Raw genomic sequence first — 14,668 nt, forward strand, 5'->3', positions numbered from 1 at the left:
ACGCTGCGCGTGTCCCGGAATGACGTCCGGCTGCTACAGAATGAGCCCGCCGTCGACGATCAGCGTTTGCCCGACGATGTAGGACGACAGCGGCGAGGCCAGAAACAATGCGGCGCCCGCCATGTCGGCCGGCGTGCCCAGCCGCTTCAGCGGTATCCGCTCGATCGCGCCTTCCAGCCGCTTCGGGTTTGCCGTCGTCACCTTGGTCATCTTGGTGTCGACGAGGCCGGGCGCGATGCCGTTGACGCGAATGCCGTCCTCGGCCCAGGCCTGCCCGAGCGTCCGGGTCAGCCCGACGGCACCGGTCTTCGAGGCGTTGTAGGCCGGATTGCCCTTGGTCGAGTGATAGGCGGCGGTCGAGCTGACGATGATCAGCGAGCCCTTGCTCGCGCTCAGCATGTCGTGGAATTTGCCGGCGCAGGCCATCAGGCTGATCAGATTGACCTCGAGCACCTTGCGAAATCCGTTCATCTCGAATTCGCCGCGGCGGTAGATCACCGCGCCCTGCGCCAGCACCAGCACGTCGAGCCGGTCGAATGACGGCCTGAAATTCTCGATTGCCCCGGGATCGCTGACGTCGAGTTGCGCGTAGCCGAGGCCATCGAGATCAGATCCCTCGGCGAGCAAGTAATCCGACGCGGCGGCGCGGGTGCCGCAGACATGCACGCGCGCGCCTTTGGCGCGGAACGCCTGCGCGATGCCGTTGCCGATGCCGCTGGAGCCGCCGACCACGAGAACCTGCCTGCCGCCGAAATCCAGTTCGCTCATCGCAGCCCCTCCCGTTCTTTTTTTGCTTGGTTTGACCTCTCTGGGGATCGGTGCCAGCCTTGTCAATCCTGCGGGCCGCACGGCCGCATCCTCAGCGAGCATTCCCGATGTCCGATTTCAAGAGGCTCAGCCGCTCGGTCAAAGGCTTGACCGTTCTCGTCACCGGCGCGGCCAGCGGCATGGGCCGCGCCACCGCGCGGGTGTTCGCGGCCGAGGGCGCCAACGTCGCGGTGACGGATTATTCGGCCGAAGGCGCCAAGGTCGTTGCCGATGCGATCGTGGCGAGCGGCGGCAACGCCAGAGCCTGGACGCTCGACGTCGCCAACGCCGACGCCATCAAGACCGTCGTCGGCGCCGTCGCCGCGCATTTCGGCGGGCTCGATATCGTCGTCAACAATGCCGGCATTTCGGTGCGGGTGGCGATCGACGACGATGGCTACGACGAAGCCTGGGCGAAGGGACTTGCCGTGATGCTGACCGCGCACCAGCGCATCATCCGCGCCGCGCTGCCGCATTTGCGCCGATCGAAATCGCCGCGGATCGTCAACATCGCCTCCACCGAGGCGCTCGGCGCCACCGCCTTGCACAGCCCCTATTCGGCGGCCAAGGCCGGCGTCGTCGGGCTGACCCGTTCGCTCGCGGTAGAACTCGGCCGCGACGGCATTACCGTGAATTGCATCTGCCCGGGCCCGGTCAGGACCGCCATAACGGAGCGAATTTCGGAGGAGCACAAGGCGATCTATGCGAGACGCCGGACCGCGCTCAACCGCTACGGCGATCCCGAGGAAGTCGCGCACATGACGCTGAGCCTGTGCCTGCCGGCAGCCTCGTTCCTGACCGGCGCGGTCATCCCGGTGGACGGCGGCCTGATGGCCCGCAACGCCTGACGGCGGGCATGCGCCGGGCGCCGTTGACACGGCAGGGTCAGGGAGTAGTTTTTTCTCCAAGCAGGGTGGAGCAACCGCCCGGTCCGATCAGGAGAAACGCCCATGACGGTCACGATCCGGCAACTTCATCCGCATTTTTTCGGCGAGGTTTCCGGCGTCGATCTGCGAAAGCCCCTGACGCCGCAGCAGGCCAGGGACATCGAGGCCGGCATGGACAAATACGCCGTGCTGCTGTTCCGAAATCAGGACATCACCGACGAGCAGCAACTGGCGTTCGCGCTGAATTTCGGCGAGCGCGAGAATGCGCGCGGCGGCACCGTGACGAAGAAGGAAGACTACCGGCTGACGTCCGGACTGAACGACGTCTCCAACCTCGGCAAGGACGGCAAGCCGCTGCCGAAGGATCACCGCACCCATCTGTTCAATCTCGGCAACTGCCTGTGGCATTCCGACAGCTCGTTCCGCCCGATCCCGGCGAAATTCTCGCTGCTGTCGGCGCGGGTGGTGAACCCGAAGGGCGGCAACACCGAATTCGCCGACATGCGCGCGGCCTATGACGCGCTCGACGACGACACCAAGGCCGAGATCGGGGACATGATCTGCGAACACTCGCTGATGTATTCGCGCGGATCGCTGGGCTTCCTCGACTACACCGAGGAAGAGAAGCAGATGTTCAAGCCGGTGCTGCAGCGCTTGGTGCGTACCCATCCGGTGCATGGCCGCAAATCGCTGTACCTGTCGTCGCATGCCGGCGCGATTCTCGGCATGAGCGTGCCGGAGGCGCGGCTGTTGCTGCGCGACCTCACCGAGCACGCCACGCAACCGGAATTCGTCTACGTCCACAAATGGACGCTGCACGATCTCATCATGTGGGACAACCGCCAGACCCTGCACCGGGTGCGCCGCTACGACCAGTCACAGCCGCGCGACATGCGCCGCGCCACGGTGGCCGGCACCGAGCCCACGGTCGCACAGCAGGCGGCGGAATGAATATTTCGTCGTCCCTGCGAACGCAGGGACCCATACGCCGTGTCCTCACATATTGAAGCAACTGCTCGTCGATTGGCGATGGGCCACCATCGCGCTCAATCGTATCCATTTGGGATTATGGGTCCCCGCGTCCGCGGGGACGACACTGTGGTTGTGTCTCGCGTCGGTGCGGAATACCGCCTACGCATGCCCGGCTTCGTTGGACAGCATGCCCGGATCGATGCCGATCTTGCGCAGCGCGCGCAGGTATTTTTCCTCGACATCGCCGCCGAAGATCAGGTCCGGATCGGCGTCGCAGTGCAGCCAGCCATTGTCCTGGATTTCGGTTTCCAGCTGTCCCGGCGCCCAGCCGGCATAGCCGAGCGCGAGGATCGCGTGTTTCGGCCCGGCGCCCTTGGCGATCGCCTTGAGAATATCCACGGTCGCGGTCAAGCAAATGCCTTCGTCGATCTTCAGCGTCGCATCCTGGATGAAGAAATCGCTCGAATGCAGCACGAAGCCGCGGCCGGTCTCGACCGGGCCGCCTTTCAGCACCTTCATGCTCTCGGCGTTTTCCGGCAGCTTGATCTGGTCGGCCTTCTGGATGATGTCGAGCTGCACCAGCAGTTCGGGAAAGTCGATGCTGCCGGCCGGGCGATTGACGATGATGCCCATGGCACCTTCGGAGGAATGCGCGCAGAGATAGATCACCGAACGCTCGAAGCGAGGATCGCCCATCACCGGCATCGCGATCAGGAGCTGGCCGTCGAGATAGCCGCGATGATCCGAATCGTCGCTACGGCCGGCGGCGGTGTGGCTGGTCATCCTCGGTGTTTTGCCTTCAGGGCCCATCAGCAAGGACTCTCGTGTCGGTACATATCCTGATATTGGGTGCCGGTTCTGTCAATCAAGCTCGACGCCGGATTTCGCTCAGATCACAAGCAATTCAATAGTTTGCCGCCTCGGCTGCCTGTAAAGACGTCTCATGATCGTCATAGTTCCCCTGCGGGCCGCGCTCGGCCTGGTTGCCACAATGTTGATGTCGTCGCTGGCGATCGAGGCCTGCGCCCAGGATTCCTCGCCGTGGCAGCGGGATGATCATTCCGCGGTGCGGCTGCTGGCGGGATCGCGCAGCGGCGGGGTGCTGCTCGGCGGTATCGCCTTCCAGCTCCAGCCGGGCTGGAAGACCTACTGGCGCACCCCGGGCGATTCCGGGGTACCCCCGCGCTTCGATTTCTCGAAATCGGAGAATGTCGAAGCCGTGACCGTTCTGTGGCCGGCCCCGATGAAGTTCGACGACGGCGCCGGCGGCACCTCGCTGGGCTACAAGACCCAGATCGTGCTGCCGCTGCGGATCGTCGCCAAGAACGCCGACAAGCCGGTGACCCTGCGCGCCGAGATCAGCTACGCGGTCTGCGAGAAGCTCTGCATTCCGGTCGAAGCCAGGACCGAACTCGCCTTCACCAGTGTGGCGAGCACCGAGGACAGCGCGCTGTTCGCAGCCCTGGATACCGTGCCCAAGCCCGCCAATGTCGGCGATTCCAACCCGCTGACCATCCGCGACGTCAGGCGCGACGGCAAATCCAGCGTGCTGGTCGACGTGGTGGCACCCGACGCCCGCGAAGTCAGCTTGTTCGTCGAAGGGCCGACGCCGGACTGGGCGCTGCCGGTTCCGAAGCTGCTCGAAGGCGGCCCTCCCGGGGTCAAGCGGTTCGGCTTCGAACTCGACGGCCTGCCGCCGGGCGCCAAGCCGGAGGGCGCCGCCCTCAAACTGACCCTGGTCGGCGGCGACCGCGCCTACGAATTCAACGTCAATTTGAACTAGCTCGGTGCCGTCCCGGTGAACGCCGGGAGACCGAATCTTAACGAATAGTTGATAGGTCCGCATCACCGCCGCGCCCGACGCGGCTTCAGGGATTTGTCGCCTTGGCCGTGATGGACACTCAATCCGCATCAGCTTCGCCTGCAGGCGCGATCGCGCGGCTGCGGAGCATGCTTGCCGGCTTTCTCGGCGGCTCCAACGACGCTTCCGTGACCAGGCGGCTCGCCGGCACGGTATTCATCATCCGCGTCGTCAGCGCCGCCATGGCCTATCTTTCGCAGATCCTGCTGGCGCGCTGGATGGGCGGCTCGGATTACGGCGTCTATGTCTATGTCTGGACCTGGGTGCTGCTGCTCGGCAGCATGATGGATTTCGGCATCTCGGCGTCGGCGCAAAAGATCATTCCGGAGTACCGCGCCGGCGGCGACGACGCGCTGCTGCGCGGCTTCCTGTTCGGCAGCCGCTGGATGACCTTTGCCGTTTCCACCGTGGTCTCGGCGCTGCTGGCAGGCGTCGTGAAGCTGCTGTCGCCGTGGATCGACGCCCACGCGGTGGTGCCGCTTTACATCGGCTGCCTGACGCTGCCGGCTTTCGTCGTCGCCAATACCCAGGACGGCATCGCGCGCTCGCATGACTGGATGCGGCTCGGACTGATGCCGCAGTTCATCATCCGGCAGTCGCTGATCATCGGCCTCACCGCGGGCGCGTTCGCGCTCGGCTTCAACCTCGGCGCCACCGCCGCGATGCTCGCCAGCGCCGCCGCGGTCTGGATCGCCATGATCGGGCAGATGATCGTGCTGAACCGCCGGCTCGACGGCGAGGTCAAGCCCGGCGTCAAGGCCTACGATTTCCGCGGCTGGCTCGCGATCTCGCTGCCGATCCTGCTGGTGGAGAGCTTCTACCTGCTGTTGTCCTACACCGACGTGCTGGTGCTGCAGCAATTCCGCTCGTCGGAAGAGGTCGGCGTCTATTTCGCCGTGGTGAAGACGCTGGCGCTGGTGTCCTTCATTCACTATGCGATGGCGGCGACCACGGCGCACCGTTTCGCCGAGTATCACGCGCTCGGCGACAAGGCGCGGCTGGCGGCCTATGTCGCCTATGCGATCCAATGGACGTTCTGGCCGTCGCTGGCCGCCACCATCCTGCTGCTGGCATTCGGCAAACCGCTGTTGTGGCTGTTCGGACCGCAATTCGTCGTCGGCTACGACATCATGTTCGTCGCGGCCATTGGCCTCGTGGCGCGCTCCGCGATCGGCCCGGTCGAGCGGCTGCTCAACATGCTCGGCCATCAGCTGATCTGCGCGCTGGCCTATGCGCTGGCGTTCGCGATGAACGTGGTGCTCTGCGTCGCGCTGGTGCCGCGGTTCGGCGGCCACGGCGCCGCCGCGGCGACCTCGGTCTCGCTTATCTTCGAAACCGTGCTGCTGTTCTGGATCGTGCGGAAGCGGCTCGGGCTCCACGTGCTGGCGTTCGGCAAGGGCGCCGACTGACGCGAGGTCGACGCCTCGCTTCCGGGCTTCACGCAGCATCCCCGGCAAGTTGCATCATCGCCGTTTCCGGGATTAGGTTGCCGGCACGCATTGGTGGACGGTCATGGACGAAGCCGATCAAAGGACGTTGAGGTTTCGCTGCCCGCGCGAACTCGATGCGATTTTGCCGCGGCCAATTCCGGCGGTGCACGGCCTGCCCGACTGGTTCAAGCTGCTGCCCCAGAAGGCCTTCAATCCGACCATGGGCGGCGAGGCACTGACCGTCAAGAAATGTCCGCCCTTCATCGACGCCATGACGTCCGGATTCCTGATGCCGTTGCCGATCGACCTCGAGGTGCGGGACGGCGAGTTCAGCTGGAATTTCGAAGTCCCCAAAGGGTTCATCAGCGAGTATCCGCATTCACCGATCGGGTTTCACGATCCGAGCCAGGTCGCCGGCACACCCTACTTCGACGAGGACCGCTTCATCATCAAGTTCAATAACTTCTGGACCATTGAAGCGCCGCCAGGCTACTCGATCCTGTTCACCCATCCGGTCAATCGCGGCGACCTGCCCTTTACGACATTCACCGGCCTGGTCGATTGCGACACCTTCCACGACAGCCCGGTCAATTTTCCGGCGCACTGGCACGATACCGGGTTCAACGGTGTCCTGCCCAAGGGAACGCCGGTTGCGCAATGCCTGCCGGTGAAGCGCGAGAACTGGACCAGCCAGTTCGATATGCTCTCCACCGAGGAAAACGAGCAAATGATCAAGACGCGCATCGCCATCGGTCAGGAGACGGACGTGTATCGCCGGCGCTTTCGGGTGCAGAAGCGCTAGAGCCTTTTTCGTTCCGATTGAATCGGAACGGGGCTCTATCTTTTGTTTTGACGCGTTTTCTTCACGCGAACCGGTATCCACTTCGCTTGAAAATGCTCTAGCTTAGGACTGGGATTCCCTGAAGAATCGCGCCGCATCGCGCGGCCTGAGCCAAAAACGGCCGCGCGCCGCCGCCGCCAGCGAGGTGAGCGCGGCGCCGTAGCGTTTCGCATCGCCGCGCGCCGCCGTGCGGAAGCATTCGTAGCCGGCATCGAGCTCGCCGAGTTCCAGCAGGCAATGTCCGAGACCGAGCCAGGCCCCGCCATCGTTCGGACGGTTCGTCAGGTAACGCCGGAAGTAGCCGGCGGCTTCCTCGTTCTCGCCAAGCTCCTGGTGCGCCTTGGCCATGCCGAACAAGGCGTCGTGCGGGTGCGGGGAAATGCCGAGCGCCCGCGCAAACGCAACTTTGGCATTGGCGCAGTCTCCGCGGGACAGCTGGGCATAACCGAGCTGGATCGACAGTTCCGGCATCGTCGGCGCGACCTGGAGACCGAGACCGAGCACGTCGACCGCCTCGTCGTAGCGGCCCTGCATGGTCAATGCGACACCCAGAATGTGCAGGGCCCTCGCGTGCTTCGGATCGGCCCTGAGCACTTCGGCGGCCACTCGCTCCGCGTCCTCGGGCCGCTGGCGGTCCAGCGCAACCATGGCCGGCGCCAGCGCGTCGCCGCTACCGCCTCCGCCGTCGGCATTGCTCGCGTCTGAAGGCTCATCCGCCATGCTCATCTTCCTGGGACAGGCAAATCCCGAACATCCAGCGCTTCGTCGACCCGGTGCTGGTGACGCCACATAGTTGCATAAAGACCGCCGCTCGCGAGCAGGACGCTGTGCGTGCCGCGCTCGGCGACCACCCCTCGATCCAGAACGATGATTTCGTCGGCACCGACAACGGTGGAGAGTCGATGGGCGATGATGAGAGTCGTCCGGTTGCGGGAAACGCGATCGAGAGCGCCCTGGATTTCCTTTTCCGTCCTGGTGTCGAGAGCGGAAGTCGCTTCGTCGAGCACCAGGATGCGCGGATTCTTCAAGACCGTGCGTGCGATGGCCACCCGCTGCTTTTCGCCGCCGGAAAGCTTCAAGCCGCGCTCGCCGACCTCGGTCTCGTAGCCTTCCGGCGCGGCACCTACCAGGCCGTCAAGTTGTGCAAGCCGCGCGGCGTCTTCGACCTCGGCCTCCGTTGCCGACCAAAGGCCATAACGTATGTTGTAACGCAGCGTGTCGTTGAACAGCACCGTGTCCTGCGGAACGATTCCGATCGCCCTGCGCAGGGAGATTTGCGTCACTTCGCTGATGTCTTGCCCGTCAATCAGAATTCGGCCCGAGGTTACGTCATACAGGCGGAACAGCAGCCGCGCGATGGTCGACTTGCCGGATCCCGACGAACCAACAATGGCCAGTGATTTTCCCGAGGGTACTTCGAAGCTGACGCCGTTCAGAATTTTCCGCTCCGGTTCATAGGCAAAGACGACATTGTCGAAACGGATCACGCCGCTTTCAACCTTCAAGGGCCGCGCGTCGGCCCGGTCCCTGATTTCGGGGACCTCCGCCAGGACCGACCACATGGCCTCGATGTCCGCCGCCGCCTGTTTGATCTCCCGATAGGCCAGACCGACGAAATAGAGCGGCTGATAGAGCTGAAGCATCATGGCATTGACCAATACGAAATCGCCTATCGTCTTGGTGCCGGCCTTGACCTCGAGCGCGCACATGATCATGGCGACGCCGAGACCTGCGGTAAACACGACCGTGTTCGCGGAATTGGTCATGGAGAGCGACGTAATCGCCTTGACGCTTGCGTCTTCGTAACGCTTCATCACGGAATCGTAGCGCTCGATCTCGCGTTGCTCGGCGTTGAAATATTTCACCGCCTCGTAGTTGATCAGCGAATCGACCGCCTTTGAATTCGACTCCGTGTCGGCACTATTTACGTTGCGGCGGATTTCGAGCCGATACTCCGTCAGCCGATAGGTCAGGATGACGTAGCACACGACGGTGAGCAGCACCGTTGCGACGTAGCGCCAGTCGAATTGCCACATCATGTACCCGACGATCAGCATCAGTTCGACGAAGGTCGGCAGCAACTGCATCGCGACCAGCCGGACGATGATCTCAATGCCATTTCGACCGCGTTCGAGCGCGCGGCTCAAACCGCCGATCTTGCGCTCGAGATGGAAGCGCAGCGATAGTTCATGCAGATGCGCAAAGGCTCGCACGGCCAGCCGGCGTACCGCGTGCATCCCAACCTTGCCGAACAGGCCGTCACGCAACTGCGCGAGCGTCGATTCCATGATGCGTGCGGCGCAATACGCCACCACGATGGCGACCGGCGCGGCCAGCAGCCACGCCAGCCCGGCTGGCCACGCCAGCCCGGCCGGTGCCGCCGCCGGCGGGCCTTCCGGGCCGACCAGGGCATCGGTGACCAGCTTGAACAGGAGAGGAATGGCAAGCATCGCAACCTTGGTCGCCAGCAACAGCAGCGATGCGATGATCACCCGCAGCTGTAGATCGGGGCGTTCGCGGGGCCAGATATAGGGCAACACCGGAATAACAATGGACAAAAGCGTTCGCCCGCGTCCGACGGACGCGGGCTTTCCGCTCTCTTCGCGGTCGCTATCCGTGGTCATCAATCCCCATGCAGCGCAATTGACAGTAAGCCGCTGCAGTCTAGACTACCAATGCTCCCACTGGCGACAGAGGGTGGCGGCTTGGGGGCTGCCGTTACCCGTCAATGTGAGGAAATTCGATGCCGATCTCCGAGAAGAACCGTGAAGATGGCGTTCGTAGCTTCGTCCTGCCGCCGCTGTTGACGCAACATATGCTTCCCGCAGAGGGCAGCAGGCGCCCGGCAGCCCGGATGGAAGGATCGTGCCAGAATTCGACGCCGAAGACGCTGAATAACTGCTTTTATCGGGCTCGCGGGCCCCTGGCTCCCGAATAACAGGGCCTCCCGAACAGCACGAATGGCCGTGACTCGTGGTCTCTCCGCCTGCAGCAACCCTTCAGGCGGAGCAGGCTTGAGCAAGTTGGCCCGCCTCACGGAAAAGCTCAGGTCGTCCGCCGCTATCGAACCAGGAATAGGGGCCAGCGTCTTTGCTTTCGCCAGATCGGCTCGCAAGAATCGCAGTTGACTCGTTGTCTCCCTGGGAACGGCGCGAAGCCGGTCTCTGCGTCGAGAGCCCGCCTGATCCGCAACAGATCGAAGCCAGATTGAAGGAATGGCGGAGCGCCACCTGCGAAGGCGACGAGGCGCTGTTCCGCGAACGGCTGGCGCGAGACGGATTGGACGCGACCGGCGCCCGGCGCCTGCTGGGGCGGATCGAAGTCCCTTCGAACTTCAAGCTGCCCGAATGGTGTGACGTATTGATCCGGGTGCTGGAGACGACGCCGCGATTGCGCGACGCCGCCGTCTCGCCGAACGCGGCAAAAAATTTCCCGTATCTGAAACCTGGCGACCCGCTACCGTTCGAGGAGCTGTTTCTGCCGTTTGTCGAAGTGGCACGCGAACTGCTCGCCGAAGGCGAAGGAAGCAACCTTCCAGCCGGCGTGCTGAACAGCTTCGCGCGCGACCTCCTGCAGAGGCTTACCGAGATTGCCGCACGCGTGCTCGCCGTGGAGTTTCGTACCTTTCTGGCCTGCGGCCAGTTCGCAGGCCATGCGAATGCAGGCAGTGAGCCGGCAACGACTTCACGCGCGCAGTATCGCCGCTTTATCGCCGAAAGCTACGAGGCCGGCTGGGGTCCGCTGTTCGAGGAATACTGCGTCATGGCCCGGCTGCTGGCGGCAGCGGTGACGCAGTGGGTCGGCAACATCGGCGAGTTCGAGAAGCGGCTCTCAAGCGACCTCCCCGATATTGAAGGAGTATTCAATCGGCAGCAGCCGTCCGGTGGTGCCGTCGCGGTGGAGACCGGGCTTTCGGATCCACATGACGGCGGCTGCACGGTCATCTCGGTTGAATTTTCTTCCGGACTGAAGCTCGTCTACAAGCCGAGAAGCCTCGGCGTCGAGCGGGCGTATTTCGATTTCGTGGCGTGGATCAATCGCTTCGACGCCCTGTTGCCGTTTCGCATTTTGACGATGCTGGATCGCGGCGATTACGGCTGGGTCGAACATGTCGAAAACGGATCGTGCGCCAGTGACGAGGAAATCTGCCGCTATTACCGGCGAACGGGAAATCTTCTTTGCCTGGTCTACGCTCTCAACGGCAGCGACTTCCACTACGAGAATCTGATCGCCGACGGAGAGCATCCCGTGCCGGTCGATCTGGAGACGATCTATCATCACCGAACGAAGATCGATGGTGATGACGAAATGGCGGGGCGGCTGCGCCTCTCGGTGCTGGCGACCGACTTGCTGCCCGATCCCGTCAAGGTGGATCATCAGTATTTCGATATATCCGCATTTGCGCGCTCGGAAGCGGAGGAAGGCGAAGCCGAGCGTGTCGCCTGGAAACACATCAACACCGACGGAATGGACTATTGCTACGAGCGGCAGCGACCGCAACCAGCTCGCAATCTGCCGAAGCTGAATGGCAAGGCTGCAGCTCTGAATGATTACACCAAGCTGATCCTGGAAGGTTTCGAGGAGGCCTATCGATTCCTGCAAAGCAAGGCGGACCTGCTGCTCGACGAGAATGGGCCGTTGCGCCCCATGTTTGGGCACCGTTGCCGGTTCATCTACCGACCGACCGCGTTCTATTCGCTGATCCTGCGAAGAGCCCTCCATCCGGCTCACGTCTGCAACGGCGCCGATTTCGGCGTGCAGTTCGAAATCCTCGCACGGAAATTGCTCGAGACACCGAACAAGCCAATCACCTGGCCCGTCCTGAAGGCCGAAATGGCCTCGCTCTGGCAGCTGGACATCCCGAGATTTGCGGCGCGAGGCGACGAGAATGCCTTGAGATTGGGTCCCGGGAATTCGATTGCCGGGTGCTTTATCGATTCCGCCTGGAACGCCGTCCGGGCAAAGATCAGCGGCCTGAACGAAGCGGACTTGCGATGGCAGCTCAGCCTGATCGTCGGATCCCTTGACGTTCGGAGCGCCAATCTTGGCGCCGGTCCGGCGATTGCGGACACAAGCGAAGAATATGGAGAGATCGAGCCCACAGGCCGAGACGAGTTGGTCAAGGTCGCAATGGAGTTGGCGGACGAGATCGAAGCAAAGGCATTCCGTCAGGACAACGGAGACATTGGATGGATGGTGCTGCACTATTCGCCAGCGGCCGAGCGATACACCTTACAGCCGATGGAAAACGACCTTTACAATGGCCGGTCCGGCGTGGGCCTGTTCTTTGCGGCGCTCGAAAAGATCCTGCCGGGGTCCCGGTACCGCGCCCTGGCGCATGCCTCCCTGACACCAGTCCGGCACTGGACCAAGCATGCCACCGATCAGGAGCTGACGGAATTCGGCATCAGTGGATATGCCGGATTGTCCTCGATCGCGTATGCGCTGACCCGGGCAGGCGAATTCCTGGATGACGGAGAACTGATTGCGGATGCCGGGGCAGCGGCGCTGCGCATCCGGCCGGATCAGATCGAAAACGACCGCAGCCTCGATGCCATGAACGGCGCGGCCGGCGCCATCCCCAGCCTGCTGGCCTGCTACGCCGCTACCGGCGAGCCGAAGATTCTCGCCACCGCGAACGCATGCGGCCGACATCTGCTGCAAAGGCGCGAGCCTGACCAATTCGGTTTCAGGACCTGGCCAACCCTGGACAAATGTCACCTCACCGGCTTTTCGCACGGCGCGGCCGGGATCGCCTACGCCCTCCTGCAGCTATACAAGGTCACCGCCGATACCGAATTCTGCGAGGCGGCAATCGAAGGGATTGGATTCGAGGGACACGCCTTCGTGCCGGAGCAGAACAATTGGCCGGATTACCGACGCGCCGCCGCCAGGTCTCAGGACCCGATGTTCTGCATGGCCTGGTGCCATGGCGCCCCTGGAATCGGGCTGGGCCGGATCGCAGCACTGGATATCATGGACACGCGCGAAGTCCGGCGGGACATTCAGGCCGCACTGGCATCAACCGGCAGCGCAGACCTCTTGCCGCGCGACCATCTCTGCTGCGGCAATGCGGGGCTGATGGATACACTCTGCGCGGCGGGCGAGCAGCTCTCGCAGGGCGATTGGTCCCGCAAGGCTTTGCAGCTCGCCGCCAGGATGATTGCGCGCAGCAACAGGCGCGGCAGTTTCGGCATCGCCTTCCACAATGGTTTCTTCAACCCCAGTCTCTTTCAGGGCACCGCCGGCGTCGGCTATCAACTGCTGCGCCTGGCAGACCCGGCGAGACTTCCTTCGGTCTTGCTGCTGAACTGATTCAGGGTGCGATCTCTATAAGCGACGGCTTCAACGAGCGCGGAGGTCGGAATGGAACGTTCGGAAATGGATGAAGCGATCTTGACCGAAGAAGAACTGCAACGGGCGGTGCGGAGGATATTCAAGCTCTCGCAGACGGATCCGGAGTTCCGCACACTCTGCCTGAGCAATCCGAATGAAGCCATCCAGCGGATAACCGGCAAGACCGTACCGGTCGGGGTCAAGATCCAGTTTCTCGATTCCGCATCGAACGAGGCGGACGGGTCCCGCGATGCGGCGACGTGATCCATGGCAGGGTCTTTCGGCCATGCCGTCCGCTCATGAGATAAGGCGCGTTGCAAGCGGATGTTGAAGGTCGACAGCAGCAAGCTCATCGAATTGGAGGCGCTCCGCGGCGTTGCCGCCGTGATGGTGCTGCTCCATCATTTTCTGCTGGTTGTTGCACCGCGCCTGCACGGGCGGAATTTCCCCGACGATCCGATCGCACTGGTGCGGACGCCGCTGTTTGCGTTGGTCAACGGCACGGCGGCAGTGGCGATCTTCTTCGTGCTGTCCGGCTTTGTGCTGACCTTCCGCGCCATGGAAAAGCGCGACTGGAGCCAGCTCGTTGTCGGCGTCTTCAAGCGATGGCCGCGCCTCGTCCCGCTGGCGGCCGCGGTGAATGTACTGTCGGCGATGTTCCTGATGCTCGGACTTTACCAGGACCGTACATGGTTCGGCGCCAGCGCATTCAGGCCGGATACATTTGTCCTCGGCAGCGCCTTGGCCGAGGGCGTGTTCTGGACATTCTTCGATGGCAGCGCCAGCTTCAACGGGGCGCTGTGGACGATGCATTACGAGCTGTTCGGCAACTTTGCCGCTTACGCGACAGCTCTTGTCCTGATGTTCCAGAAATCGCTGTTCCGCGCGATGGCGATTGGCGCAACCGTGGTCTTGCTGACCGCGACGATGACCGGCAAAGGCGGCTTCTATTATGCCATGCCGGTTGCCGGGGTTCTGATCGCGCGAATCTATGTCGAGCGCAACGCCATCGCTTCCGCCCTGAATTTCATGCATCCCAGGCGGGTACCCATTGCTCTCGGCACTGCCGGTCTGGCGGTCGTGCTTTGCGGCTATGACGGATATTCGAAGCCCGTCGGCTTTTATGCTTTCATGAAGCGCTTTGAATGGTCGGACACCGAGCCGCTGGTGCATGGCGTCGCTGCGGCCGCCATTTTGCTGCTGGTGCTGTTTTGTGATCCGCTGCGCAGGAGCCTCGCCGGACCAACCGCCGCGCTGGTGGGACGGCTGTCATTTCCAATCTATCTCGTGCATCTGCCGATTTTGCTCGGGCTCGTTTCGCCAACCCATTCCTACCTGGCCGCTCGCTTCGGCGACACCGTCGCAGCGCCGGCGGCATTCGTGGTTCTGATCGCGCTTACCCTGGCGGCCGCCTACCCGCTGGCCCGTCTGGACGAGTGGTGGGTCCGGAAATTGCGCGACATGGCCAGGCCCGCGGTTGCCAGGCTGCAGCGAGCAGGATGGTGGCGCCAGTGATTTGCGCCCGGAGAAAAGC

The 14,668-nt window shown here is 63.1% G+C and carries 12 protein-coding genes; 8 read left to right on the plus strand and 4 right to left on the minus strand.

The features are described 5' to 3' along the window. Window positions 1-33: 33 nt before the first annotated feature. Window positions 34-768 carry an SDR family NAD(P)-dependent oxidoreductase gene (locus KMZ68_RS23110; RefSeq protein WP_215613435.1) on the minus strand — a complete coding sequence of 245 codons (735 nt, stop codon included), beginning with the start codon at window positions 766-768 and terminating at the stop codon, window positions 34-36. A gap of 107 nt (window positions 769-875) precedes the next feature. Between KMZ68_RS23110 and KMZ68_RS23115 the strand changes: the two genes are divergently transcribed. Beyond that, window positions 876-1,655, plus strand: coding sequence for an SDR family NAD(P)-dependent oxidoreductase (locus KMZ68_RS23115; protein WP_215613436.1), 780 nt, complete (start codon window positions 876-878; stop codon window positions 1,653-1,655). Window positions 1,656-1,757: 102 nt separating this feature from the next. After that, on the plus strand, window positions 1,758-2,645 hold the full coding sequence (locus KMZ68_RS23120; RefSeq protein ID WP_215613437.1) for a TauD/TfdA dioxygenase family protein: 888 nt from the start codon (window positions 1,758-1,760) through the stop codon (window positions 2,643-2,645). A gap of 180 nt (window positions 2,646-2,825) precedes the next feature. Here the strand turns inward: KMZ68_RS23120 and KMZ68_RS23125 are convergent, their stop codons facing one another. Further along, a complete protein-coding gene (locus KMZ68_RS23125; RefSeq protein ID WP_215613438.1) occupies window positions 2,826-3,476 on the minus strand; it encodes a YqgE/AlgH family protein in 651 nt (216 codons plus the stop codon). Between the two features lie 133 nt (window positions 3,477-3,609). Here KMZ68_RS23125 and KMZ68_RS23130 point away from each other — a divergent pair, with 133 nt between their 5' ends. The 3 genes from KMZ68_RS23130 (at window position 3,610) to KMZ68_RS23140 (ending at window position 6,759) form a co-directional block, all read left to right on the plus strand. Then, the gene (locus KMZ68_RS23130; protein WP_215613439.1) at window positions 3,610-4,449 is read left to right on the plus strand and encodes a protein-disulfide reductase DsbD domain-containing protein; all 840 of its coding nucleotides are present in this window, start codon (window positions 3,610-3,612) and stop codon (window positions 4,447-4,449) included. Between the two features lie 101 nt (window positions 4,450-4,550). Then, window positions 4,551-5,936: an oligosaccharide flippase family protein gene (locus tag KMZ68_RS23135; protein WP_371741384.1), complete on the plus strand. Its 1,386-nt coding sequence runs from the start codon at window positions 4,551-4,553 to the stop codon at window positions 5,934-5,936. Between the two features lie 103 nt (window positions 5,937-6,039). Next, the gene (locus KMZ68_RS23140; RefSeq protein WP_215613440.1) at window positions 6,040-6,759 is read left to right on the plus strand and encodes a hypothetical protein; all 720 of its coding nucleotides are present in this window, start codon (window positions 6,040-6,042) and stop codon (window positions 6,757-6,759) included. A 102-nt stretch (window positions 6,760-6,861) separates the two neighbouring features. Here KMZ68_RS23140 and KMZ68_RS23145 read toward each other — a convergent pair whose 3' ends face one another. Continuing rightward, window positions 6,862-7,518, minus strand: a complete 657-nt coding sequence (locus tag KMZ68_RS23145) for a tetratricopeptide repeat protein (protein WP_215613441.1) — start codon at window positions 7,516-7,518, stop codon at window positions 6,862-6,864. Between the two features lie 2 nt (window positions 7,519-7,520). Then, entirely contained in the window at window positions 7,521-9,422 is a 1,902-nt protein-coding gene (locus KMZ68_RS23150) for an ABCB family ABC transporter ATP-binding protein/permease (RefSeq protein ID WP_215613442.1), read from the minus strand. Window positions 9,423-10,005: 583 nt separating this feature from the next. Between KMZ68_RS23150 and KMZ68_RS23155 the strand changes: the two genes are divergently transcribed. From KMZ68_RS23155 to KMZ68_RS23165, 3 genes are read left to right on the plus strand one after another with little or no spacing between them, the layout of a single operon-like run. Continuing rightward, window positions 10,006-13,113, plus strand: coding sequence for a type 2 lanthipeptide synthetase LanM family protein (locus KMZ68_RS23155; RefSeq protein WP_215613443.1), 3,108 nt, complete (start codon window positions 10,006-10,008; stop codon window positions 13,111-13,113). A 51-nt stretch (window positions 13,114-13,164) separates the two neighbouring features. After that, window positions 13,165-13,398 carry a hypothetical protein gene (locus KMZ68_RS23160; RefSeq protein WP_215613444.1) on the plus strand — a complete coding sequence of 78 codons (234 nt, stop codon included), beginning with the start codon at window positions 13,165-13,167 and terminating at the stop codon, window positions 13,396-13,398. Between the two features lie 60 nt (window positions 13,399-13,458). After that, complete coding sequence (locus KMZ68_RS23165; protein WP_215613445.1) at window positions 13,459-14,649, plus strand: acyltransferase family protein; 1,191 nt, start codon at window positions 13,459-13,461, stop codon at window positions 14,647-14,649. Window positions 14,650-14,668: the final 19 nt, after the last annotated feature.

The sequence above is a fragment of the Bradyrhizobium sediminis genome, from assembly GCF_018736105.1.
GTDB lineage: Bacteria > Pseudomonadota > Alphaproteobacteria > Rhizobiales > Xanthobacteraceae > Bradyrhizobium.

Bases quoted from the DNA above. Each gene is read 5' to 3' on its own strand.
- KMZ68_RS23110 (WP_215613435.1), bottom strand. From the start codon at position 768: ATGAGCGAACTGGATTTCGGCGGCAGGCAGGTTCTCGTGGTCGGCGGC.
- KMZ68_RS23115 (WP_215613436.1), top strand. From the start codon at position 876: ATGTCCGATTTCAAGAGGCTCAGCCGCTCGGTCAAAGGCTTGACCGTT.
- KMZ68_RS23120 (WP_215613437.1), top strand. From the start codon at position 1,758: ATGACGGTCACGATCCGGCAACTTCATCCGCATTTTTTCGGCGAGGTT.
- KMZ68_RS23125 (WP_215613438.1), bottom strand. From the start codon at position 3,476: ATGGGCCCTGAAGGCAAAACACCGAGGATGACCAGCCACACCGCCGCC.
- KMZ68_RS23130 (WP_215613439.1), top strand. From the start codon at position 3,610: ATGATCGTCATAGTTCCCCTGCGGGCCGCGCTCGGCCTGGTTGCCACA.
- KMZ68_RS23140 (WP_215613440.1), top strand. From the start codon at position 6,040: ATGGACGAAGCCGATCAAAGGACGTTGAGGTTTCGCTGCCCGCGCGAA.
- KMZ68_RS23145 (WP_215613441.1), bottom strand. From the start codon at position 7,518: ATGGCGGATGAGCCTTCAGACGCGAGCAATGCCGACGGCGGAGGCGGT.
- KMZ68_RS23150 (WP_215613442.1), bottom strand. From the start codon at position 9,422: ATGACCACGGATAGCGACCGCGAAGAGAGCGGAAAGCCCGCGTCCGTC.
- KMZ68_RS23160 (WP_215613444.1), top strand. From the start codon at position 13,165: ATGGAACGTTCGGAAATGGATGAAGCGATCTTGACCGAAGAAGAACTG.
- KMZ68_RS23165 (WP_215613445.1), top strand. From the start codon at position 13,459: ATGTTGAAGGTCGACAGCAGCAAGCTCATCGAATTGGAGGCGCTCCGC.